This window comes from Streptomyces scopuliridis RB72, assembly GCF_000718095.1.
Taxonomy (GTDB): Bacteria; Actinomycetota; Actinomycetes; order Streptomycetales; family Streptomycetaceae; genus Streptomyces; species Streptomyces scopuliridis.
The window spans coordinates 14,796-36,500 of record NZ_JOEI01000012.1 but is presented as its reverse complement, the minus strand read 5'-3'; the positions used below and the strand labels follow the sequence as shown (position 1 = coordinate 36,500).

20 protein-coding genes and 2 tRNA genes are annotated in these 21,705 nt (G+C 71.2%); 18 read left to right on the top strand and 4 right to left on the bottom strand.

What is annotated here, in order from left to right; genetic code table 11:
* Positions 1–159: 159 nt before the first annotated feature.
* The 5 genes from proB (at position 160) to IF11_RS0116430 (ending at position 5,255) form a co-directional block, all read left to right on the top strand.
* Positions 160–1,278, top strand: coding sequence for a glutamate 5-kinase (gene proB, locus IF11_RS0116450; protein ID WP_030352354.1), 1,119 nt, complete (start codon positions 160–162; stop codon positions 1,276–1,278).
* Positions 1,279–1,421: 143 nt separating this feature from the next.
* Positions 1,422–1,937 carry a hypothetical protein gene (locus tag IF11_RS0116445; RefSeq protein WP_030352353.1) on the top strand — a complete coding sequence of 172 codons (516 nt, stop codon included), beginning with the start codon at positions 1,422–1,424 and terminating at the stop codon, positions 1,935–1,937.
* A 72-nt stretch (positions 1,938–2,009) separates the two neighbouring features.
* Complete coding sequence (locus IF11_RS0116440) at positions 2,010–3,293, top strand: glutamate-5-semialdehyde dehydrogenase (RefSeq protein ID WP_030352352.1); 1,284 nt, start codon at positions 2,010–2,012, stop codon at positions 3,291–3,293.
* A gap of 133 nt (positions 3,294–3,426) precedes the next feature.
* On the top strand, positions 3,427–4,017 hold the full coding sequence (locus IF11_RS0116435; RefSeq protein ID WP_030352351.1) for an SCO2584 family spore wall biosynthesis protein: 591 nt from the start codon (positions 3,427–3,429) through the stop codon (positions 4,015–4,017).
* Between the two features lie 119 nt (positions 4,018–4,136).
* On the top strand, positions 4,137–5,255 hold the full coding sequence (locus IF11_RS0116430) for an SCO2583 family membrane protein (RefSeq protein WP_030352350.1): 1,119 nt from the start codon (positions 4,137–4,139) through the stop codon (positions 5,253–5,255).
* A gap of 36 nt (positions 5,256–5,291) precedes the next feature.
* Here IF11_RS0116430 and IF11_RS0116425 read toward each other — a convergent pair whose 3' ends face one another.
* Positions 5,292–6,410 (bottom strand): M48 family metallopeptidase, encoded by a 1,119-nt coding sequence (locus IF11_RS0116425; RefSeq protein WP_030352349.1) that lies wholly within the window; start codon positions 6,408–6,410, stop codon positions 5,292–5,294.
* 154 nt (positions 6,411–6,564) lie between these two features.
* Here IF11_RS0116425 and IF11_RS41310 point away from each other — a divergent pair, with 154 nt between their 5' ends.
* The 9 genes from IF11_RS41310 (at position 6,565) to IF11_RS0116385 (ending at position 11,435) form a co-directional block, all read left to right on the top strand.
* Positions 6,565–6,717, top strand: a complete 153-nt coding sequence (locus IF11_RS41310; protein ID WP_037727909.1) for a hypothetical protein — start codon at positions 6,565–6,567, stop codon at positions 6,715–6,717.
* 84 nt (positions 6,718–6,801) lie between these two features.
* A complete protein-coding gene (locus IF11_RS41305; RefSeq protein ID WP_030352348.1) occupies positions 6,802–6,963 on the top strand; it encodes a hypothetical protein in 162 nt (53 codons plus the stop codon).
* Positions 6,964–7,001: 38 nt separating this feature from the next.
* Entirely contained in the window at positions 7,002–7,637 is a 636-nt protein-coding gene (gene nadD / locus IF11_RS0116410) for a nicotinate-nucleotide adenylyltransferase (protein ID WP_030352347.1), read from the top strand.
* A 19-nt stretch (positions 7,638–7,656) separates the two neighbouring features.
* The gene (locus tag IF11_RS0116405; protein ID WP_030352346.1) at positions 7,657–9,399 is read left to right on the top strand and encodes an LCP family protein; all 1,743 of its coding nucleotides are present in this window, start codon (positions 7,657–7,659) and stop codon (positions 9,397–9,399) included.
* A 99-nt stretch (positions 9,400–9,498) separates the two neighbouring features.
* Positions 9,499–9,984 carry a ribosome silencing factor gene (rsfS, locus tag IF11_RS0116400; RefSeq protein ID WP_240627794.1) on the top strand — a complete coding sequence of 162 codons (486 nt, stop codon included), beginning with the start codon at positions 9,499–9,501 and terminating at the stop codon, positions 9,982–9,984.
* Complete coding sequence (locus tag IF11_RS0116395) at positions 9,981–10,634, top strand: histidine phosphatase family protein (protein WP_030352344.1); 654 nt, start codon at positions 9,981–9,983, stop codon at positions 10,632–10,634. Before rsfS ends, IF11_RS0116395 begins: the two co-directional genes overlap by 4 nt.
* Positions 10,635–10,728: 94 nt before the next feature.
* Positions 10,729–10,801, top strand: a tRNA-Ala gene (locus IF11_RS0116390).
* Between the two features lie 232 nt (positions 10,802–11,033).
* Positions 11,034–11,198: an IS1 family transposase gene (locus IF11_RS41300; protein ID WP_116641144.1), complete on the top strand. Its 165-nt coding sequence runs from the start codon at positions 11,034–11,036 to the stop codon at positions 11,196–11,198.
* Between the two features lie 3 nt (positions 11,199–11,201).
* Positions 11,202–11,435 carry a hypothetical protein gene (locus IF11_RS0116385; RefSeq protein ID WP_030352343.1) on the top strand — a complete coding sequence of 78 codons (234 nt, stop codon included), beginning with the start codon at positions 11,202–11,204 and terminating at the stop codon, positions 11,433–11,435.
* Here the strand turns inward: IF11_RS0116385 and IF11_RS0116380 are convergent.
* The gene (locus IF11_RS0116380) at positions 11,404–12,633 is read right to left on the bottom strand and encodes a glycosyltransferase 87 family protein (RefSeq protein WP_030352342.1); all 1,230 of its coding nucleotides are present in this window, start codon (positions 12,631–12,633) and stop codon (positions 11,404–11,406) included. The two genes, IF11_RS0116385 and IF11_RS0116380, sit on opposite strands and share 32 nt — an antisense overlap.
* 129 nt (positions 12,634–12,762) lie before the next feature.
* Between IF11_RS0116380 and IF11_RS0116375 the strand changes: the two genes are divergently transcribed.
* Positions 12,763–12,835 (top strand) — tRNA-Ala (locus IF11_RS0116375).
* Positions 12,836–12,989: 154 nt separating this feature from the next.
* Here the strand turns inward: IF11_RS0116375 and IF11_RS0116370 are convergent.
* The gene (locus IF11_RS0116370; protein WP_030352341.1) at positions 12,990–14,585 is read right to left on the bottom strand and encodes an NADH-quinone oxidoreductase subunit NuoF family protein; all 1,596 of its coding nucleotides are present in this window, start codon (positions 14,583–14,585) and stop codon (positions 12,990–12,992) included.
* Positions 14,582–16,267, bottom strand: a complete 1,686-nt coding sequence (locus IF11_RS0116365; protein ID WP_051745984.1) for a ferric reductase-like transmembrane domain-containing protein — start codon at positions 16,265–16,267, stop codon at positions 14,582–14,584. Before IF11_RS0116365 ends, IF11_RS0116370 begins: the two co-directional genes overlap by 4 nt.
* A 608-nt stretch (positions 16,268–16,875) precedes the next feature.
* Between IF11_RS0116365 and leuS the strand changes: the two genes are divergently transcribed.
* The 3 genes from leuS (at position 16,876) to IF11_RS0116350 (ending at position 21,581) form a co-directional block, all read left to right on the top strand.
* Positions 16,876–19,779 carry a leucine--tRNA ligase gene (gene leuS, locus IF11_RS0116360; RefSeq protein WP_030352339.1) on the top strand — a complete coding sequence of 968 codons (2,904 nt, stop codon included), beginning with the start codon at positions 16,876–16,878 and terminating at the stop codon, positions 19,777–19,779.
* Positions 19,780–19,916: 137 nt separating this feature from the next.
* A complete protein-coding gene (locus tag IF11_RS0116355; RefSeq protein WP_030352338.1) occupies positions 19,917–20,660 on the top strand; it encodes a hypothetical protein in 744 nt (247 codons plus the stop codon).
* Between the two features lie 75 nt (positions 20,661–20,735).
* Positions 20,736–21,581, top strand: a complete 846-nt coding sequence (locus IF11_RS0116350) for a DegV family protein (RefSeq protein ID WP_030352337.1) — start codon at positions 20,736–20,738, stop codon at positions 21,579–21,581.
* Positions 21,582–21,705 lie beyond the last annotated feature (124 nt).

The window sequence follows — 21,705 nt, the reverse complement described above, 5'->3', positions numbered from 1 at the left end:
ACTGAAATGCCTCGTCGGCCGGGGAATCGCCCGCGTACGCTGAGCGACCGGCGGACGACCAGCCGGCGGGGGCCGGCCGGTGAGGTGTGGCCGACAGTGAGAGCAGAGGCACAGCACGTGGCAGCGGCACGGCAGAGCGTGACGGCACGGCAGGACGCGGTGGCACAGGCCCGCAGGATCGTCGTGAAGGTCGGCTCCTCCTCGCTCACCACCGCCTCCGGCGGGCTCGACGCCGACCGGGTCGACGCCCTCGTCGATGTACTCGCCCAGGTCAGACGCGGTGCCGGGAGCGGTGACGAGAAGGAGGTCCTGCTCGTCTCCAGCGGCGCCATCGCCGCCGGGCTCGCCCCGCTCGGACTGGAGCGCCGCCCCCGGGACCTGGCCCGCCAGCAGGCCGCCGCCAGCGTGGGACAGGGGCTGCTGGTCGCCCGCTACACCGCCTCCTTCGCCCGCTACGGCGTCCGCGTCGGGCAGGTGCTCCTCACCACCGACGACACCAGCCGCCGCGCCCACTACCGCAACGCCTACCGCACCCTGGACCAGCTGCTCGGCATGGGCGCCGTCCCCGTCGTCAACGAGAACGACACCGTCGCCACGGACGAGATCCGGTTCGGCGACAACGACCGGCTGGCCGCCCTCGTCGCCCATCTCGTACGGGCCGATCTGCTCGTCCTGCTCTCCGATGTCGACGGGCTGTACGACGGCGACCCCCGTACCCCCGGCGCCGCGCGGATCGCGGAGGTGCGCGGTCCCGCCGATCTGGCGGGCGTCTCCCTCGGCAGCGCGGGCAGGGCGGGCCTGGGCACCGGCGGCATGGTCACCAAGGTCGAGGCCGCCAGGATCGCCGCCGCGGCCGGGGTCCCGGTGGTGCTGACCTCCGCGAGCCATGCCGCCGACGGACTCGCGGGGCGGGACACCGGTACGTACTTCCACCGCACCGGACGGCGCTCCGCGGGCCGGCTGCTGTGGCTCGCCCACGCCTCCACCCCGCAGGGCGCGCTCACCCTGGACGACGGGGCGGTACGGGCCGTCGTCGAGCGGCGCACCTCACTGCTGCCGGCCGGAATCGCCGCCGTCGAGGGCGAGTTCAGCGCCGGTGACCCGGTGGAGCTGCGGGACACGGCGGGCCGGCCGGTAGCCCGCGGTCTCGTCAACTTCGACGCCAAGGAGATCCCCCAGCTCCTGGGCCGCTCCACCCGCGAACTGGCCCGCGAGCTGGGCCCCGCCTACGAGCGTGAGGTCGTACACAGAGACGATTTGGTCATCCTCCATCCCTGACCCACCCCTGAAACGGCTGAAACTCCGGTCTTTGAACAGGGACCTTTACCAAAACCGCCCCATGCCCTGCCCGGGACTGGTCAACTTTGTCCCAGGGGTACAGACGGGGTACAGCACGACAACGCATCAACAGGAGGCCGCTGGTGAGACGAGCGCGCCCGGGGGCGGTGCCCCGAGGGACCGGGGGCAGCGCCCACGCCCGGAGGGCCGCGGGCGAGGAACGAGCCCTGACCAGCGTCGAAGCGGGGGACGACTTCGACGACGAGCAACAGCGGGAGGTCGTATCGAGAACGGACGCGCGCGCGGAGGGCCGTGCGCTGTCGAAGCTCTGGCACATCACGCTCAGCGTCTCGGGCGCCGAGGCTCCGCTGCCCGAGGTCCGGCGTGGCCTGGAACAACTGGCCCATGACCATCCCTTCCTGCTGACCAGCCGGTACGCCAACGATCACGCGGAGATCCGGTACTGGGAGGAGGCCCGGGACCTGCACGACGCCGCCGCCGTCGCGCTGCGGCTCTGGGGCGAGCACCGGTCGAGCGCCAAGCTGCCGCCGTGGAAGATCGTCGGTCTTGAGGTCATCGACCGTGAGACGTACCACCAGCGGATCGCGGAGGGCTACGGCCCGCCACCGGCGGCCCCGGTGGGCGTTCATCCGTTCTGATCCCCCTCCGGAAGTGTCTCGGAGTCCGGAATACGTGCGGAATGCCCGCAGGGCGCGCATTACCCTGCGGGCATGACCTCGCTCTCGCCGTACGACAACCTCTCCCCGGTCGCCAGGGCCGCCTACCGGTCCCGCGCCGCGGCAGCCGATATCGCGCCACTGCCGCGTGCGGCCAAGGACGACGCGCTGCTGGCGATCGCGGACGCGCTGGAAGTCCGTACCCACGAGATCGTCACGGCCAACGCCGAGGACATCGCGCGGGCCCGGGAGGCCGGGACCGGCGAGGCGATCATCGACCGGCTGACGCTGACACCGGAGCGGGTGCGGGCCATCGCCGCGGACGTACGGGACGTGGCGGCGCTGCCCGACCCGGTCGGTGAGGTCGTACGCGGTTCGACACTGCCCAACGGCATCGATCTGCGCCAGGTGCGGGTGCCGCTCGGTGTGGTCGGGATCATCTACGAGGCCCGCCCCAATGTCACCGTGGACGCCGCCGCGCTCTGTCTGAAGTCGGGCAACGCGGTGCTGCTGCGCGGCTCCTCCTCGGCGATCTCCTCGAACACCGCCCTCGTACGGGTGCTGCGCGACGCCGTCGGCGGAGCCGGGCTGCCCGCCGACGCCGTACAGCTCGTGCCCGGCGAGGGGCGGGACGCCGTACAGGAGCTGATGCGGGCCCGCGGCCTGGTCGACGTGCTGATCCCGCGCGGCGGCGCCTCCCTGATCCGTACCGTCGTCGAGGGGTCCACCGTCCCCGTCATCGAGACCGGCACCGGCAACTGCCATGTGTATGTGGACGCCGAGACCGATCTCGACATGGCCGTCGAGATCCTGATCAACTCCAAGGCGCAGCGGCCCAGCGTCTGCAACGCCGCCGAGACGCTCCTCGTCCACCAGGACATCGCGGGTGTGTTCCTGCCGCGCGCGCTGGACGCGCTCGCCGACGCCGGGGTCACGGTCCACGCCGACGAGCGGGTGCTCGCGTACGGCGCGGGGTCGAAGGCCGAGATCGTGCCGGCCACCGCGGAGGACTGGGAGACCGAGTACCTCTCGTACGACATCGCCGCCGCGGTCGTCGACTCGCTGGACGCCGCCGTCGCCCATATCCGGCTCTGGTCGTCCGGCCATACGGAGGCGATCGTCACCACCTCACAGGCCGCGGCCCGCCGATTCACCCAATTGGTCGATTCCACGACAGTCGCTGTGAACGCGTCCACGCGCTTCACCGACGGCGGCCAGTTCGGCTTCGGCGCCGAGATCGGAATCTCCACGCAGAAGCTGCACGCGCGGGGGCCGATGGGGCTGCCGGAGCTGACCTCGACGAAGTACATCGTGATCGGCGACGGCCACACGCGATAGCGGTGGGGCCACTGATACGGCAGGGGCGCCCGCGGCGACGGGCGGGCGCCGGGACCGCGATGTGACCAAGACGAACTCGGGAGAGTTCGGACTCCGCCTGCCCAAAACGACCCGCCAGGTCTACCCTGAAGGGGTGCCGGACGACGTGGGGGGCAAGCCGTTCCCGGACGGCTGGGAGCCCGACGACGACCGCGGTGGCGCGGACAAGGACTTCGCCCCCGTGGTCTTCGACGAGGACTTCGTCAAGGCCGCCACCATTCATGAACCCTCCGCCGTGGAACGGCTGCTGGCCGCTGCCCAGGCGCGCGCCGAGGCCGAGGCGGCCCGCGCGCGGTCCGGCGGGGGACGGCCCGAGGACGAGCTGTACGAGGAGCTGTACGGCCGGGACGGCGCGTACGGACCCGACCCCGGCTACGACGGCGAGTACGACCCCGATGACCCCGACGCGCTCTCCGGGCCCTACGGACGCCACGGCGGCTCGCTGCGGCCGTACCGCGGCGCGGCCCGCTGGCACCGCCCCGTCGCCTGGCTGCTCGCCCTGCTGATGGGGATCGGGATGGTCGCGCTGGCCTTCTCGGCCGTCTACCGAGGCGCCTCCAACAGCCGCGACGGCAAGGTGCCGCAGCCCGCCACGACCGGGATCGACAAGCCGGCCCCGGGTATTCCCTCGGCGTCCGCGAACCAGTCGGCGCCGGCGGTCTCCGCGGTGCCGCGTACGCCCTGAACGCGCCCCGGACCTCCCTCGGACGGCCGGGTACGACCTGAACGGCCGATCGCGTGGCTCCCGGAACTTCCCGGCTTGCCCAGCGTTTATGTTCGGCCCCGCCGACCTACCCTGAAGGTATGGCAGGGCGTCGAGACCCACCCGAAGGGGAACCTGAGGGGCTGCCCGGCGGCGATGACGACGAGTACCGCTCCGTCGTCTTCGACGAATCCTTCATCCGGGAGGCCCGCCTTCAGGAGTTCTCGGCGCGGGAGCGGATGACCGATCACGCCGACGCCGTCCGGAGGGTTCCTCCGGCGCAGCCTCCGCCACCGGCCAAAGGGCGGGCCCGGGGGATCTTCTGGCGCGGATCGCGACAGCTTCTGCTGCTGGTCCTGGTGGTGGTCCTGGCGTTCGGTACGGCCATCTATCTGGGCCTGCGCAATCCCTACCGGCCGGCCACCGGCCGTTCCGTGGACCAGGTGCGGATGTCGGTGATCCCGCTGGCGCCCCAGGGGCCCGTGCCGGGCGGCACCCCCGCGGATCTCTTCAAGCACAGCCCGGCCGCGCAGTTCCGCGTGGGAGCGGCCGGGATCACGATGCCCGCCGTCCGGGAGACCGGGGGCTTCTCGGAGAGTCAGGTGATGGCCGCGCTGACCACCGTCAAGGACTATCTCGTGGCGTCCTCGCTCGACCCCGACGTCATCGAGGGCCGCTCGGAACGGCCGGTACGGGTGCTGCTCGACGCCGACCAGCTCGACCAGTTCGACGCCGGATTCGCCGCGCCCGCCGACGACGGCCGGCACGCGCCGACCGGCTGGCTGGTGCGCTTCGACCCGGCGAAGGTGGCCCAGGCCGACGACGAGGTGCGGGTGCACGGCACGCTGCGCTACCAGGAGACCTCGCCCGGGACGCTGGAGGTGGTCTCGGACCATGTCTTCGTCTACGCGCTGCGCCCGGCGAGCTCCGACGCGCAGCCCGTACGGGACGCCTCGCTCTTCACCGTCCGGCGCGAGCTGCGCTTCCGCTTCGACCTGGACGCGCTGCCGCGCCATACGGCGCGACTGCTGACCAGTGAGGTGCAGGCCGGGCCACAGGCGTGCTCGGCGGAGCCGCCGACGACGCTGCGGCCCCTGCTGGCCGGGCAGCGGGCCAAGCTCCGTGAACCGGCCGGCACGGACCCGTACGCGACGGGTCCGGCCAATACGGCGCTCTGCGGGACGCTGTCCCGCGCGGCGGAACCGAGCCCGGCCTCCTGACGGGGACGACCGGGCTCGGCCTGCTCTCCGTACGGTTCAGCTCTTGCCGGGGCCCTGGTCCCGGCCTTCGCCGCCGGTGCCCTCGTCCGAGGCGCGGCTGCCGTTGCCGCCGCTACCGCCGCCACCGGTGAACTTGTCGCGCAGCTTGCCGCCCAGATCGCCCGCGCCGCCCGCGATGTCGCCGACCAGCTTCATCAGCGGGTCCTTGCTGCTGCGGACCGTGTCCGCGTAATGCGCGGCGGAGTCGCGGAACGAGTCCGTGACCGAGGTGTCCTTGTCGTCCTCGCGGCGCGGGTAGTGGCCGTCCATGACCCGCTGGAAGTCACGGCTCTCCGCCCACTTCTTCAGCTCGGCCGCGCGCACCGTCGTGAAGGGGTGCGTACGCGGCAGCACGTTGAGGATCTTGAGCACGGAGTCCCGCAGATCGCCGCCCGCCTCGTACTCCGCGGCCTGCTCCAGGAACGCGTCCACATTCATCTCGTGCAGGTGATTGCCACCGGCGATCTTCATCAGGCCGCGCATCGAGGCCTGGAGATCCTGGCCGGCAAGCAGTCCGGCCCGGTCCGCCGACAGCTCCGACTTCCGGAACCACTCCCGCAGCGCCGTCACGATCGCCATGATCGCGACATTGCCCAGCGGGATCCAGGCGACCTTGAGCGCCAGATTGGTGAGGAAGAGAAGTATGGTCCGGTAGACGGAGTGACCGGAGAGCGCGTGGCCCACCTCATGGCCGACGACCGCCCGCATCTCCTCCTCGTCGAGCAGCTCCACCAGCCCGGTGGTGACCACGATGATCGGCTCGTCCAGACCGATGCACATGGCGTTCGGCTTGGGATCCTGCGCCACGTACATCGCGGGAACCTTCTCCAGGTCCAGGATGTAGCAGGCGTCCCGCAGCATGGCGTGCAGATGCGCGAACTGCGCGTCGCTGACGCGTACGGAGTCGGAGAGGAAGAGCAGCCGCAGGCTGCGCTCGGGCAGCAGCGCGCTCATCGCCTTGAACACCGTGTCGAAGCCGGTGAGCTTGCGCAGGGCGACCAGCGCCGAGCGGTCCGCGGGGTGTTCGTACGCCCGTGAGGAAATGCCAGGGAAGCGCTTGCGCTGCCTGCTCGGCACGTTTTCGTGGGCGGCTGCCTCGTGACTGTCTTCGGTCATATGGATATCCCCTGTTCATACGAGTCCAAAGCTCGTCCCCCTGACGGCCCCCACCCTAGGGGGTGGGTCTACCGTGTGGCGGGGGCCCATGGCCGTGTTTCCCGGGAGCCGTTACCCCGGGCACCGCCGGACGAGACCGAGGAGCACACCCGACATGCCGGAAACCGTCACCCTGCTCGCCGCCGCATCGGACCAGCAGGGACCGGGCGATACGTTGCGGATCGTGCTGGTCGTCTCGATGGCCGGAGTCGTCCTGCTCGCCTGGTTCCTGTTGCGCGGATACCGCGACAACGATCACAACGACTGAGTCGGCGTGAGCGTGCCCGGAGCCCCCGCATACGATGTGCGCGAAGTCTCCGCTCCCACCCGCGAAGAAAAGGGCCCGTAGAAGATGAGCCTCACCGGTACCGCCGCCCACCTGGTCACGCTCGCCGAGGGCGCCGAGCACGGCGGCAACCACGAAAGCCTCAGCCCCTTCCTCATCGGCGGCGGCGCCCTGTTCGGGCTGCTTCTGCTGCTGTGGATCACCACCCGCTTCAACCGCGACCGCTGACACCGGGGCGTCATCTTGTGCCAGTAGGCTCTGCACGCATGGGAGAGCAGCAAGCGGCCGGCGGTCGTGAACCCGGGTCCGGTCGCGGCAAGCGCCGACTCGGCGTGATGGGCGGGACATTCGACCCGATCCACCATGGACACCTGGTGGCGGCCAGCGAAGTGGCCGCCCTGTTCCACCTCGACGAGGTGATCTTCGTGCCGACCGGGCAGCCGTGGCAGAAGAGCCAGCGCGCGGTCTCCCCGGCCGAGGACCGCTATCTGATGACGGTCATCGCCACCGCGTCCAATCCGCAGTTCTCGGTCAGCCGCAGCGACATCGACCGCGGCGGCCCGACCTATACGATCGACACGCTGCGGGACCTGCGGGCCGTCCACGGCGACGCGGACCTCTTCTTCATCACCGGAGCCGACGCGCTCTCCCAGATCCTGAGCTGGCGGGACCACGAAGAGCTGTTCTCGCTCGCCCACTTCATCGGAGTGACCCGGCCGGGCCATGATCTGACGGACGACGGACTGCCCAAGGGCGGGGTCTCCCTCGTGGAGGTGCCCGCGCTGGCGATCTCGTCGACCGACTGCCGGGGGAGGGTCGCGAAGGGCGATCCGGTCTGGTACCTGGTGCCGGACGGTGTGGTGCGCTACATCGACAAGCGGCAGTTGTACCGCGGCGCATGAGCCACGGAGAGGGGCACCGGTGAACGACCAGCAGCAGCCGTACGATCCGTACGACCCGTATTACACGCAGCCCCGGATCGTCGGTTACGACGAGTACGGGCAGCCGGTGTACCAACAGCCCCAGCCGCAGCAGCAGTACGACGCCTACGGGCAGCCGCAGCAGCAACAGCCGGCGCAGCCGCAACAGGGGTACGGATACGACCCGTACGCCCAGCCCCAGCAGACCGCGCAGTCCCCGCAGTCCCCGCAGCAGTACGACCCGTACGCCCAGCCCTCACCGCAGCAGCAGCAACAGCCGCCGCAGCAGCAGGGATACGGATACGACGGCTACGGCTACGACACCGGGCAGCAGCAGCCCGTGAGCGTCGACACGACCCAGCAGTGGAACATCCCGCAGCAGCAGCGGCAGACCGAGGAGCCGGCGCCCGAGCCGGCCGCCGCCGCGCCCGCTCAGGCGCCCGCGTCCGTACCCGTACCGGAGCAGCGGCGCCCCGACGGCCAGGACCGTGACTACCGCACCGAGCAGTTCTCGTTCATAGAGGAGCCGGACGAGGACTCCGAAGACGTCATCGACTGGCTGAAGTTCACCGAGAGCCGCTCCGAGCGGCGCGAGGAGGCCAAGCGGCGCGGCCGCAGCCGGATCGTCGCCCTCGTCGTCGTTCTCGCCCTCGCGGTCACCGGCGGCGTCGGCTATCTCTGGTACGCGGGCAAGCTGCCCGGTCTCGGCACCGCGGACGAGAAGAAGACCACCGCCACGGGGCCGCAGAAGCGCGATGTGATCGTGGTGCATCTGCACAACACCAAGGAGAAGGGCACCTCCACGGCGCTGCTGGTCAACAACGCCACGACCGGCCAGGGCACCACCGTCCTGCTGCCCAACTCCCTCGCCGTCGCCGATGACGACGGCGTCTCCACCCCCCTCGGTAAGTCCGTCGACGACGACGGCTCGGAGGGAACGCGCGATGCCATCGGCACGCTGCTCGGCACCAAGATCACCGGAACCTGGCGGCTCGACACCCCGTATCTGGAGAACCTCGTCGAACTCGTCGGCACGATCGACCTGACCACCGATGTCGAGGTGCCCGGGGCGAAGAAGGGCGACGACCCGGTGGTCAAGAAGGGCGAGAACCAGACGCTCAGCGGACGGATGGCCGTCGCCTACGCCACGTACAGCGCGCCCGGCGAGCCGGAGGCCAAGCAGCTCCAGCGGTTCGGCCAGGTCCTCCAGGGGGTGCTGCGGAAGATGTCCGACGACCCGCAGGCCGCGACGGTCACCGTCGAGACCCTGGCGCAGATCCTCGATCCCTCGCTGCCCGAGAAGGACCTGGGAGCCTCCCTCGCCAAGCTGGCCGAGCACGCCAAGGTCGGCGACTACAAGACCACGCTGCTGCCCGTCCAGCAGAACGGCCTGCTCAGTGAGCGGGCCGCCGAGAGTGTGGTGAAGGACATCCTGGGCGGCTCGGTCACCGCCCCGGAGAAGGGCTCGGCCGTACGCGTCGGGGTGAAGAACGCGAGCGGGGACCAGGACGCGGCGGAGTCCGCCCGGATCTCGCTGGTCAACGGCGGCTATGGCTTCGTGGACGCGGGCACGGCGGAGGTCCTGACATCCTCGCAGGTCACCTACGGTGACGAGGCCAAGAAGCCGGAGGCGGAAGAGGTCGCCAAGACCCTCGGACTGCCGGTCGGCGCGGTGAAGAAGGGCAAGGCCGCCACGAACGCGGATGTGTCGGTCGTCCTCGGCCAGGACTACGAGGTCAACTGAGGCCGGCGAGGGACGAACGTACGGGGGCCGGGCGCGTGGTCCGGCCCCGCTCCCGCGCCGCACCGGCTGTCGGTGGTCCGTGAGATCCTTGGTATCTCCATGACCACCGACGGAAGCCTGCTTGTGACCGCTACTGATCGTTCCATCGAGCTCGTCAACGCCGCCGCCCAGGCGGCCGCCGACCGGCTCGCGCACGACATCATCGCGTACGACGTCAGCGATGTGCTGTCGATCACCGATGCCTTCCTGCTCGCCTCGGCGCCCAACGACCGTCAGGTCAAGTCGATCGTCGACGAGATCGAGGAGAGGCTCCAGAAGGAGCTGGGCGCCAAGCCGGTGCGCCGTGAGGGCGACCGGGACGCGCGCTGGATCCTCCTCGACTATGTCGACATCGTCGTGCATGTGCAGCACAGCGAGGAGCGGGTCTTCTACGCCCTGGAGCGGCTCTGGAAGGACTGCCCCGAGCTGCCGCTTCCCGAGGACGCCGTCAAGACCCGGGGCAAGGCCGCGGAGCACGCCGAGTCGGCGGGCGATGGCGGGGAGCGCGCCGGGGTCTTCGGCGACACGGACGGTGAGCTGAGCTGAACGGCGGAACGGGCGGCAGGGGCCGCCGCATCATCCTGTGGCGGCACGGCCAGACGGCGTGGAATCTGGAGCGCCGCTTCCAGGGCACCACGGACATCGAGCTGACCGACGCCGGTGTCGCCCAGGCGCACCGGGCCGCCCGGCTGCTGGCCTCCCTGAAGCCGGACGCGATCATCGCCTCCGACCTCCGGCGGGCCGCGGCCACGGCCCGTGAGCTGGCCGCGATCACCGGGCACGACATCGCGTACGACGTCGGGCTCCGCGAGACCTTCGCGGGCGCCTGGCAGGGCCTGACCCATGAAGAGATCGTCGGGCAGTACGGCGGCCAGTACGCGGCCTGGAAGCGCGGCGAGCCCGTCCGGCGCGGCGGCGGTGAGCTGGAGACCGAGGTGGCGGAGCGCGCCGCGCCGGTCGTGCTCCACCACGCCGACAAGCTGCCCGACGACGGCACGCTCGTTGTGGTCAGCCACGGCGGCACGATCCGCACCACGATCGGCCATCTGCTGGGCCTGGAATCCCACCACTGGGAGGGGCTCGGCGGGCTCTCCAACTGCTGCTGGTCCGTCCTCGGCGAGGGCGCGCGCGGCTGGCGGCTCCTGGAGCACAACGCGGGAACCCTGCCGGAACCGGTCCTCGGTGACGACGACTGAGCCGCCCCCCGCGGCGGTGGGGCCGGATTTCACTTTCCGGCTGGTCGCAGGCTAAAGTTCTTCTTGTTCGCGGCGCTGAGCGCGGGGAACACGCGGGGCTATAGCTCAGTTGGTAGAGCGCCTGCATGGCATGCAGGAGGTCAGGAGTTCAATTCTCCTTAGCTCCACAATCAGCTTCATCCTTCGGATCCCGTCCCTGGCAAGGGGCGGGATTTCTGGTTTCGGGACGTTCGTCCCCGCACGCGCCCCCTCCCTCGCCCCGTGGACTCGCGGCACGCGGTCCCGCGTCCGGTATAAGCCCTAACAGGCAGGCTTTTTCAGGCTGCTCCCCAGTCCTCGGCGTGGCAGAATCGGACCGCCGGAGGGGGGCGACGGACCGCATGGGGAGGGAGCGCGTACATGTCCGCCAGCAGCGTCGAGGAACCCGATGAGCTGCTCGCCGCGGCGGAGGCGCGCACCGGCCTCAGCTGCCCTTCGTGCGGCTCGTCCCATGTGGCTCAAGTACTTGGTGACAATGGCGGAATTTCCTACGTGTGCACGGCCTGCGGCCACAGCTGGAGCTGAGTGATGGGTGCACACAGGCGTAAATGCGACTGGTGCGGCAGTGGTACGCCGATCGTCCGGGACATGGATCCGCTCAACCCCGAGTACCAGTACTGGTGCGAGGAGTGCGCGCGGGCGCTGATCATAAAGGGCGACCCCATCGAGACGTACCGGGAGCTGGAGGGCGAGCCGATCTACGGCCGGCTCCTCGACGAGCACTGCACGCTCAAGCGGTTCTACTCGTTCGCCACGGCCTGACCACGGAGACGGCCATGTACCCGATGAGGGCAGTGGCCGTCAGCGGATAGAGCGCGGAGAACGCCATCTGGGCGGCGCCCTGGGCCAGTTCAGGGCGGCCGGTGCCGTGCGGGACCCACCACAGGGCGTACGAGCAGAAGACCAGCGCCGCGGCGAGCGCCCACCGGGCCCCGGCGCGCGTCCAGAGGAACAGCGCGATCGGTACGCACCACACCCAGTGGTGGGACCAGGAGACCGGGCTGATCAGCAGCGCCGTCGCCGCGCAGGCGGCCATGGCGGCTGCGCGCTCCCCGCGCAGCGCCGCCGCGACCGCCGTCGCGAGGCCGAGCACGGCCATCGCGGCGGCCGTGGCGGTCCACCAGAGCGCCGGCTCGCCGGTGTGCAGCAGCCGGGCGAGGACCCCGCGCAGCGACTGGTTGGCGGTGTTCTCCGCGCTGCCCACCCGGTGCGTCTCGAAGAGGGTCACGGACCAGAAGCGGAGCGAGTCGCGGGGGAGAGCGGCGGCGGCCGTCAGCGTCGCCGCGCAGAAGACCAGCGCGGCCGTCGCGGCCCGCCGCAGCCACGGGTTCCAGCCGTCCTCCCTGGCCCGTACCAGCCCGACGATCAGGAACAGGACGGCGAAGAGCGCGGGGGTGAGTTTGACCGCGGCGGCGAAGCCGGTGCCCGCGCCCGCCCAGCGGTGCCCGTCGCGGCGGGTGAGGTCCCACAGCACCGCCACCGCGAGCAGCAGATTGATCTGCCCGTAGCGCAGGGTCGTCCAGACCGGCTCGCACCAGACGGCGGCCGCGGCCACCCAGAGCGTGGTGACCCATGGCCGGGGGAGCCGGTCGGCGGGGAGTGTCAGTCGCAGGGAGAGTTGCGCGAACACGACCAGGAGCAGCAGATTCCCGGCGGTGGCGAGCGTACGCAGCCCGGGAACGCCCGGCAGGGTGAGCGGGGTGAACAGCAGCGCGGCGAACGGCGGGTAGGTCGCGGGGAGTTGGACGGAGGTCGCGCGCATCGCGTACAGGTCCCGGCCGTCCAGCACCGTACGGCCCTCGGCGCGATAGACCATCAGGTCGATCATGGAGACCCCGGCCGCGCGCTGCGCCGCCCAGAACGTGGCGAAGGACAGCAGGCAGACCGAGGCGGCGAGCAGGAGGGGGCGCCGGCCTGAGGGGGTGCGGAGCGTGTTCCGCAGGAGCGTGGCGACAGTCACGAAGGGCGACAGTACCGGGCGTATCGGTCTTATCCGTTCAGACGGGAAACGATTTGGTGGTGACCCCGAGGGACCGTGTAATGTTGGCGATGCCGCCGAGGGGAGAGCCCGGAGGGCGGCACACCGCAAGGGGCTATAGCTCAGTTGGTAGAGCGCCTGCATGGCATGCAGGAGGTCAGGAGTTCAATTCTCCTTAGCTCCACATCTCTTCGGCTGTCGCAGCCGGTTCAGCGATATTCAGCAGTACAAGAAGCGGGTCACCCGGATCGGGTGGCCCGCTTCTGTGTCAGGGATGTCTGTCATGGATGTCCCCGGGCCGGCGGGCGCCCGCGGTGGGCGCTCGCCGGCCGGATGTCTCAACCGCGCCCGGGGCCCAGGGCCTTGCGGCCACCACTGGGCGGCAGCGCCGCGCGCGGGGACCGCTCGGGGCGTGCCGGGGCGGGCTGCTCGATACGGAGCGCGAGCGCGGGACAACGGCGCACCGCGCGCTGCGCACGCCCGCGCAGATGCATCGGAACCGACGCGTCCGCGAGCGCCGGATAGCCGTCGGGTCCCATCCGGATCAGCTCGGGGACGATGTCCGCGCAGAGACCGTGGCCCTGGCACAGCGTCCAGTCCACCGCGAGCTTCTCCCCGCTCGGAATGGACTCCTCCGCCTCCTGGTAGCCCGGTCCCGGCAGCGGCAGCACCCCCGTCGTCTCGCGCCCGCAGCCGCCGTCCAGCACATGCGCGGCGAGGTCGTCGGTGAACGCGGACAGGGTGGAGGCGAAGAACCGCGCGGAGCCGTCGGGGTGCTTGCAGGCGCCACGGCCCTTGACCGCCTGGGTCACCGCGCGCAGCGCCTCCAGCGCGGCCTGGCCGCCGCCGTTGATGACATCGGAGAGGCCGCCCGCCGCCGCGGGCAGCCCGAGCTTGCAGGGGCCGCACTGCCCCGCCGTCTCGGCCGCCAGCCAGTTGGCGACCCGTAGCGCCTCACCCAGCGGGCAGGTCTCGGGGCCGATCGGCAGGATCGCGCCCGCGCCCAGCGCGCCGCCGAAGGACGCGAAGGACTCCTTGGAGATGACGGCCTCATGGGCGGCCATCGCGTCGATCCAGTTGCCGTGGTAGCCGCCGGTCAGCACGCCCTGGGGCATCGGCGGGGCGCCGGCCATCTGGAGGATGTACCGCAGCGGCACCCCCGACGGTGCCTCGACCACCATGGGACGGGCGACCGCGCCGGAGATGGTGAGCATGACCGTGCCCGGCTCGCTGTCGAGCCCGGTGTGGCCGTAACGGCGGGCGCCGATACGGGCGGCGACGGCCAGCTGGGCGAAGGTCTCGGCGTTGGACAGCAGCGTGGGGAGACCGCCCACCCCGGACTCGGCGGCGCGCTCACGGCGGCCGGGCGGCAGGGCGGGCCCGCCGCCGATGGCCCGGATCACGGACGACGCCTCGCCCGAGACCATGCGCTCGGGGGTACGGACCACCCGCGCGCGCAGCGCCTGGCCGCGCCGGTCGGACAGTCCGCGTTCGGCGAGGGCCGCGCGGATCGAGACCTCGGTGGAGTTGCGGGTGACGGCGACGACCAGCGTGCGGGCGCCGAGCGCCTCGGCGGCCAGCAGCGCGCCGTCGAGTATGAGATGCGGGGCGCGGTTGATCAGGACGGTGTCCTTGCGGCAGGGGGGCTCGCCCTCACTGCCGTTGATCACGACGACCGGCCGGACACCGCGGCGGATCGCGGCCTTGGCGACCGCCCGCAGCTTCTTGCCGAACGGGAAGCCCGCGCCGCCGCGGCCGGTCAGGGAGATGTTCTCGGCGAGCTGTGCCAGCCGCTCGCCGGTCATCGGCTCCAGCGGGCCGTGCACCTTGAGGTGCATGGGCAGATCGAGGCGTTCGACCAGGTCGAATCCCTGGGTCAGCTGGGGGAGGCCGACGACGCGGACTTCGGGGACATCAGGGAGCGGGGTGTTCACGGTCGGTCTCCTGCGGGTGCGTGCCAGGGTTCCCCGGCCGGGGGCGGATAGAGGGGACCGGGCGGCGGATCGGCGGCATCGGGCGTGTCCGGCCCGGGGAAGGCCGGGTCGGCGGCGGGCCCGGGAAAGGCCGGGCCGGGGGAGGCCGACGCCTGCCCGTCGTACGACCCGCCGTCGTAGGACCTGCTGTCGTACGCGGGGGTGGAGCCGGTGTCGTACGAGGGAACGGCGCCCGTCCCGTACGCGGGGACGGATCCGGTGTCATAGGCGCCGGTGCCGTAAGGGGACGCTCCCGTCGGGCCGTAGGCCGCGGTGGGGCCCGCGTCGTACGGGGGCGGCGAATCCGGGGCGTACTGCGGCGCGGGGCTCGCGCCGCTCTCGTACGTGGGGATCGCGCCCGAGTCGTAGGGGGTCGACGTGGGCGGGGCGAAGGCCTGCGCCGGCCGCGGCGGGGACGGGGCCGGCCAGCCGCCCGCCCTGCCCGTGGGCTCCTCGGGGATGACCGGGATCTCCTCGGTCATCGGTATCCGCTCGGCGAGCGGTATCCCGCCGGGAGGCGGCCCCGGGGGCGGCACCGGCATCCGTGTGGTGGCCTCGGTCCCCAGCGAGACCGCGCGGTAGCCGGCGGAGATACCCGTACCGGTGTCCGACAGCGGATCGGCCCCGAGGTCCTGGTACGCGCCGGGGCGGGGGGCGACGAAGGTGTCGGCCAGCGGGTCGACCGCCGGGAAGGGATCGGCCGGCGGCCGGGGCGCCTCGTACAGCGGCGGGGAAGGGGCGGCGAGCCGTGGCGGCGTACGGGGCGGGTCGAGCGGCAATCCCAGCGACGGGCCGGGCATGGCGGGCTCGCGCTGGAGGCGCCCCGCGTACCGGGGCTGCGGCGGAACGCCCGTCGCGCCCGGCAGCGGGTCCGAGGCGAGATCGCGCCGGGACGGCTCGGTCTCCGCCGCGTCACGGGCGGCCCCGGCCGCGCCGGTCGCCCCGTTCGCGCCGGTCAGCGACACGATCTTGTCGGCGATCCGGCGCTTGACCGGGCGGGGGAAGAGCCGTACGGACACGGCGGCGGCCACGCCGGCCAGGGTGAGGCAGTACAGCGTGGTGACATACGTGGCCGCGGGGCGGCCCGCGAAGAGGCCGTGCACAAGAGCGAAGCACCAGGCCGGGTAGGCCAGCATGTGCACCGCCCGCCAGCGGCCCGCGAACCGGCCGGGGAGGGCGAAGGCGCTGCGCATCGCACCGGTCGTGGCGGCGATGATCATCAGCAGTCCGGCGAGCGAACCGAAGCCGATGAGGCCGTTGGCGCCGTTGATACCGAGTCCGAACGGCACGAGGGCGCCGATCAGCGCCACATGTCCGAGGGAGACCTTGACGGTGACATGCAGCAGCAGGAAGCCGAGCGAGGCCACCGCCGTCGCCCGGTGGACGGCCTGGGCCAGCAGCCGGTGCCGTGGGGAGAGCAATAACCGGTCGGTGGCTATCAGGCCCCAGACGACGGCCCCGGACAGGGACAGCAGCGAGAGCACGCCGGCGCCGAAATCGAGGAAGGCACGGAAATCGTCGCCTCCCGCTACGGCGAGTAGCGGTACCAGTACCAGCGCGGCGACGGATACTCCGCCCTGTATCTGCCGGCTCTTGGCGGGATCCAGGCTGAGCGACGAACTGGGCTTGCGTTGAGGGTTCATGGGGGGCAACTCCGAATGGCTCGGGAAAGCGGTCCCGTTGCCGCATGCTAGGTGGCGCCATACCGGTCAGTACCCGGTTTGCGGGTTTAGCCGGGGCAAGGTGAGTTATCCGACTCCGCGGTTGCCCGGATAGGGGCTGATACGCGGAGTAAGCCGGGTGCGGCGATCGCCGCGGCGTTCTCGCGTGGGCCTCCGATATGCCCAACGCCGCTTCCCTGTCAAGCCCTTCTGTCAACCCTTTCGCCCGCCCTCGCCCCATCTCTGCGCACACTCTCCCCGGTCCCTCCCTGTCTCCTCCCCGCTGTCTCCCCGGACTCTCCCCTTCCGGGGGCGGATCTCGGGCGTGATCTTGGCCGGACGTGGCCCCGCGTGATACGCCGGTGCGGGCCGTCCGGGCGCTGCGGTACCCTGACGCCATGCGTGCCGTACGCCTTCTGCTTAGCGGGCCGCGCTGATCAGTCCCGACGGATGACAGAGATCCGGTCGGAATCGGCGCGGCGTCCCCTCCTGTGTGAGGGGCCTTTTTCGTTCACCGACCGGCGCCGCCATTCGCCGAATGGCACGGCCGAATCCGCTGGCAGAGACGATCGATGGAGCTTCAGAGAATCATGAGCGAGACGAATTCCGCTGCCGCTGAGCCGGTGGCGCCGCACCGCTACACGGCGGCCATGGCCGCCGACATCGAGGCACGCTGGCAGGACTTCTGGGACGCCGAGGGCACGTACGAGGCGCCGAACCCGACGGGCGATCTGGCCGGCGACCCGGAGCTGGTCGCTAAGCCCAAGAAGTTCATCATGGACATGTTCCCGTACCCCTCGGGCACGGGGCTGCACGTCGGTCATCCCCTGGGCTATATCGCCACCGATGTGTTCGCCCGCCACCAGCGCATGACCGGGCACAACGTGCTGCACACGCTGGGCTTCGACGCCTTCGGCCTGCCGGCCGAGCAGCACGCGGTCGCCACCGGCACGCACCCCCGCGTGTCGACCGAGGCCGCCATGGACAACATGAAGGTCCAGCTGCGCCGGCTGGGGCTGGGCCACGACAAGCGCCGGTCCGTGGCGACGATCGACCCGGACTACTACAAGTGGACCCAGTGGATCTTCGTACAGATCTTCAACTCCTGGTACGACAAGGACGCGGACAAGGCGCGGCCGATCGAGACGCTGGTGGCGCAGTTCGAGAGCGGGGAGCGCGCGACGCCCGACGGGCGCCCCTGGAGCGCGCTGAACGCCGCCGGGCGCGCCGACGTGCTGAGCGAGTACCGGCTGGCGTACGCCTCCGACGCGCCCGTCAACTGGGCCCCCGGACTGGGCACCGTCCTGGCCAATGAGGAAGTCACCGCGGACGGCCGCTCCGAGCGCGGCAACTTCCCCGTGTTCAAGGCGAAGCTGCGCCAGTGGAACATGCGCATCACCGCCTACGCGGACCGGCTGCTGAACGATCTGGACGCGCTGGACTGGCCCGAGGCCATCAAGCTCCAGCAGCGCAACTGGATCGGGCGCAGCGAGGGCGCGCGCGTCGACTTCCCGGTCCATGTCGGTGATGACGGTCACATGGACGCCATCACCGTCTTCACCACGCGTCAGGACACGCTGTTCGGCGCCACGTACATGGTGCTGGCGCCGGAGCACGACCTGGTCGAGAAGATCGTCCCGGCCGCCTGGCCCGAGGGCACGCACGACGTATGGACGGGCGGCCACGCGACCCCCGCCGAGGCCGTCGACGCGTACCGCAAGCAGGCCGCGTCGAAGTCCGACGTCGAGCGGCAGGCCGAGGCGAAGGACAAGACCGGTGTCTTCACCGGCGCGTTCGCCACCAACCCGGTCAGCGGCGACCGCGTACCCGTCTTCATCGCCGACTATGTGCTGATGGGGTACGGCACGGGCGCGATCATGGCCGTACCGGCGCACGACAGCCGTGACTTCGCGTTCGCGCGCGCCTTCGAGCTCCCGATGCGCTGTGTGGTCGAGCCCTCGGACGGCCGCTCCACCGACCCCGCCGAGTGGGACGACGCGTTCGCCTCGTACGACGCGCGTCTCATCAACTCGACCGGCGAGGACATCTCGCTGGACGGCCTGGGTGTCACCGAGGCCAAGGCGCGGATCACGGAGTGGCTGGCCGCGCGCGGTATCGGCGAGGGGACGGTCAACTTCCGGCTGCGCGACTGGCTGTTCAGCCGTCAGCGGTACTGGGGCGAGCCGTTCCCGATCGTCTACGACGAGGACGGTACGGCGCACGCGCTGCCCGAGTCGATGCTGCCGCTGGAGCTGCCGGAGGTCGACGACTACTCGCCACGCACGTTTGACCCCGACGACGCGGACACGCAGCCGGAGACGCCGCTGTCACGGAACGCGGACTGGGTCGATGTGGAGCTGGACCTGGGTCTGGGCGAGGGCGTCAAGCGCTACCGCCGGGAGACCAACACCATGCCGAACTGGGCCGGTTCGTGCTGGTACGAGCTGCGCTACCTGGACCCGCACAACAGCGAGAAGCTGGTCGACCCGGCCATCGAGCAGTACTGGATGGGCCCCAGGGAGGGCCAGCCGCACGGCGGTGTCGATCTGTACGTGGGCGGCGCCGAGCACGCCGTACTGCATCTGCTGTACGCGCGCTTCTGGTCCAAGGTGCTGTTCGACCTGGGGCACATCTCCTCGGTCGAGCCGTTCCACAAGCTGTACAACCAGGGCATGATCCAGGCGTTCGTCTACCGGGACAGCCGCGGCATCGCGGTGCCGGCCGCCGAGGTCGAGGAGCGGGACGGCGCGTACTGGTACCAGGGCGCGAAGGTCAGCCGCGTCCTGGGCAAGATGGGCAAGTCCCTGAAGAACGCGGTCACTCCGGACGAGATCTGCGCCGAGTACGGCGCGGACACGCTGCGGCTCTACGAGATGGCCATGGGCCCGCTGGATGTCTCGCGGCCGTGGGACACCCGCGCGGTGGTCGGCCAGTACCGGCTGCTGCAGCGGCTGTGGCGCAATGTGGTGGACGAGACGACGGGCGAGGTCACCGTCGTGGACACGGAGCTGGATCCCGAGGCGGACGCCGACACGCTGCGCGCGCTGCACAAGGCGATCGACGGGGTCTCGCAGGACATGGCGGGGCTGCGGTTCAACACGGCCATCGCGAAGCTGACCGAGCTGAACAACCACCTGACCAAGACGGGCGGCCCGGTCGCGCGGTCGGTCGCCGAGCGGCTGGTGCTGCTGATCGCGCCGCTGGCCCCGCATATCGCCGAGGAGCTGTGGCGCAGGCTGGGCCACTCCGACTCGGTCGTCCACCAGGACTTCCCGGTCGCGGACCCGGCGTATGTGGTCGACGAGACCGTGACCTGCGTGGTGCAGATCAAGGGCAAGGTCAAGGCGAGGCTGGAGGTCTCCCCGTCCATCTCGGACGAGGAGCTGGAGGCGCTGGCGCTGGGTGACGCGGCGGTGGTCGCGGCGCTGGGCGGCGGGGGCATCCGGAAGGTGATCGTGCGGGCGCCGAAGCTGGTGAACATCGTCCCCGCGTAGAACCGCGTACCGGGACACAGGGCTTTCCCCTACGGGCAGGTTGGGGGTTCCTACGGAACCCTCGGCCTGCCTGTTCCGTTTACGGTGGAAGAAGCGGGAAGCCGCTCTCGAACATGACCGAACGCGAAGGGGCGCCCATGGACGTCGTGATCCTGATTGTGGCGCTGCTCTTCGTCGCCTTCGTCGCGCTGGGAGTGTTTGTGAGCGTGAAGGCGGTGCGCGCGGCCAAGAGGGGCGTCGACCGTACGATCTCGCAGGCCCGCCGGACCGTCGAGGACACCACGCTGCGCGCCAGAAGCATCGGTCAGACGGGCACGGCGGGGGAGCTGGCGCAGCTGCGGCTGCGGCTGCGGACCTCGATGCGGGCCACGCAGGACGCGCTCCAGGCCGGTGTGGCGGAGGACGCCTCGCTGTCGGAGTCGGTCGAGCTCTTCCAGCGGCTCAGCGCGCACGGCCATGAGCTGGACGACGAGCTGCGGCAGCTGGAGCGGGACCCGGACCGGGCGAGGGTCGCGGAGCGGCTCCAGGACGTACGCGAGCGTACGGAACGGATCACGCACGCGGCGGACTCGCTGCGGTGGGCGGCGCGGGACCGGGCGCGGAAGTTCGCGGAGGACGATCTGTCGTCGCTGAGCGCGCAGATCGATGTGGAGTCCGGGGCGCTGCGGCACTGGTCGTCGGCGGAGGAACAGCCGGAGCGTGAGCCGATGGTGTGGCCTGAGCCGGAGGGCTCCGGGGCCGGGGCCGCCGGGGCGGAGCAGGCGGGCCCGACGGGTGACCAGGGCAGGCCCGAGGCGATCGAGCCGCCCGATCCCCGGCGGCAGCAGACGTACCCCTGGCAGAAGGCGCCGGGGCAGGCCAAGCCCGAGACCACGACGTGAGGGTCCGGGGCAGAAACGATCACTGACATGGGGGCGGGCTGCCGACCGGGGGCGACGACGGGTAACCTCCCGCTCATGTCCCGCCATGTCGCGATCATCACCGATTCCACGGCCTACTTGCCGCCGCAGGCGATGGAGCGGCACGGCATCACCGCGGTGCCGCTGACCGTCGTGCTCGGTGACCGCGCGCTGGAGGAGGGCACGGAGATCTCGGCCCGTTCGGTCGCCCTGGCGCTTCAGAAGCGACGCTCCGTGACCACGTCGCGGCCGAGCCCGGATGTCTTCGCCGCCGCGTACCGCGAGGCGGCCGAGTCCGGTGCGACCGGGATCGTGTCCCTGCATCTGTCGGCCGAGTTCTCGGGGACGTACGACGCCGCCGTGCTGGCGGCGAAGGACGCGCCCGTGCCGGTACGGGTGGTGGACACCGGCATGGTGGCGATGGCGCTCGGGTTCTGCGCGCTGGCGGCGGCCGAGGCGGCGGAGGGGGACGGCACGCTCGACGAGGCGGTGGCCGCCGCCGAGAAGCGGGCCGCCGGGACCTCCGCGTACTTCTATGTGGACACGCTGGACTATCTGCGCCGGGGCGGCCGCATCGGCGCCGCCCAGGCGCTGCTCGGCTCCGCGCTCGCCGTGAAGCCGCTGCTCCAGCTGGACGGCGGGCGTATCGAGCTGCTGGAGAAGGTGCGTACGGCCTCGAAGGCGATCGCGCGGCTGGAGGAGATCGTCGCCGAACGGGCGGGCACGAGTGAGGTGGACATCGCCGTGCACCATCTGGCCGCACCCGAACGGGCTTTGACGCTGGCCGAGCGGCTGCGTGAGCGGGTGCCGGGGCTGGTGGATCTGCATGTCAGCGAGGTGGGCGCGGTGATCGGGGCGCATACGGGGCCGGGGTTGCTGGGGGCTGTGATCTCCCCGCGCTGACCGGGTTGGCGGGTGGCCGGTCGTCGGCTTAGTAGGCGTGATGCCACTCGTACGAGTGATGGAGTTATCCACAACTCGCTTGTTGTCCACGACAATTCGGCCTGCTCAGCGGGGTCGGGCAGAT

Excerpts from the sequence above, each read along its gene's own strand:
- IF11_RS41300 (WP_116641144.1), top strand. The coding sequence starts at position 11,034 with ATGTCCGCCAGCAGCGTCGAGGAACCCGATGAGCTGCTCGCCGCGGCG.
- IF11_RS0116430 (WP_030352350.1), top strand. The coding sequence starts at position 4,137 with ATGGCAGGGCGTCGAGACCCACCCGAAGGGGAACCTGAGGGGCTGCCC.
- IF11_RS0116385 (WP_030352343.1), top strand. The coding sequence starts at position 11,202 with ATGGGTGCACACAGGCGTAAATGCGACTGGTGCGGCAGTGGTACGCCG.
- IF11_RS0116365 (WP_051745984.1), bottom strand. The coding sequence starts at position 16,267 with ATGAACCCTCAACGCAAGCCCAGTTCGTCGCTCAGCCTGGATCCCGCC.
- IF11_RS41305 (WP_030352348.1), top strand. The coding sequence starts at position 6,802 with ATGAGCCTCACCGGTACCGCCGCCCACCTGGTCACGCTCGCCGAGGGC.
- IF11_RS41310 (WP_037727909.1), top strand. The coding sequence starts at position 6,565 with ATGCCGGAAACCGTCACCCTGCTCGCCGCCGCATCGGACCAGCAGGGA.
- IF11_RS0116425 (WP_030352349.1), bottom strand. The coding sequence starts at position 6,410 with ATGACCGAAGACAGTCACGAGGCAGCCGCCCACGAAAACGTGCCGAGC.
- IF11_RS0116355 (WP_030352338.1), top strand. The coding sequence starts at position 19,917 with ATGGACGTCGTGATCCTGATTGTGGCGCTGCTCTTCGTCGCCTTCGTC.
- IF11_RS0116350 (WP_030352337.1), top strand. The coding sequence starts at position 20,736 with ATGTCCCGCCATGTCGCGATCATCACCGATTCCACGGCCTACTTGCCG.
- nadD (WP_030352347.1), top strand. The coding sequence starts at position 7,002 with ATGGGAGAGCAGCAAGCGGCCGGCGGTCGTGAACCCGGGTCCGGTCGC.
- IF11_RS0116440 (WP_030352352.1), top strand. The coding sequence starts at position 2,010 with ATGACCTCGCTCTCGCCGTACGACAACCTCTCCCCGGTCGCCAGGGCC.
- leuS (WP_030352339.1), top strand. The coding sequence starts at position 16,876 with ATGAGCGAGACGAATTCCGCTGCCGCTGAGCCGGTGGCGCCGCACCGC.
- rsfS (WP_240627794.1), top strand. The coding sequence starts at position 9,499 with ATGACCACCGACGGAAGCCTGCTTGTGACCGCTACTGATCGTTCCATC.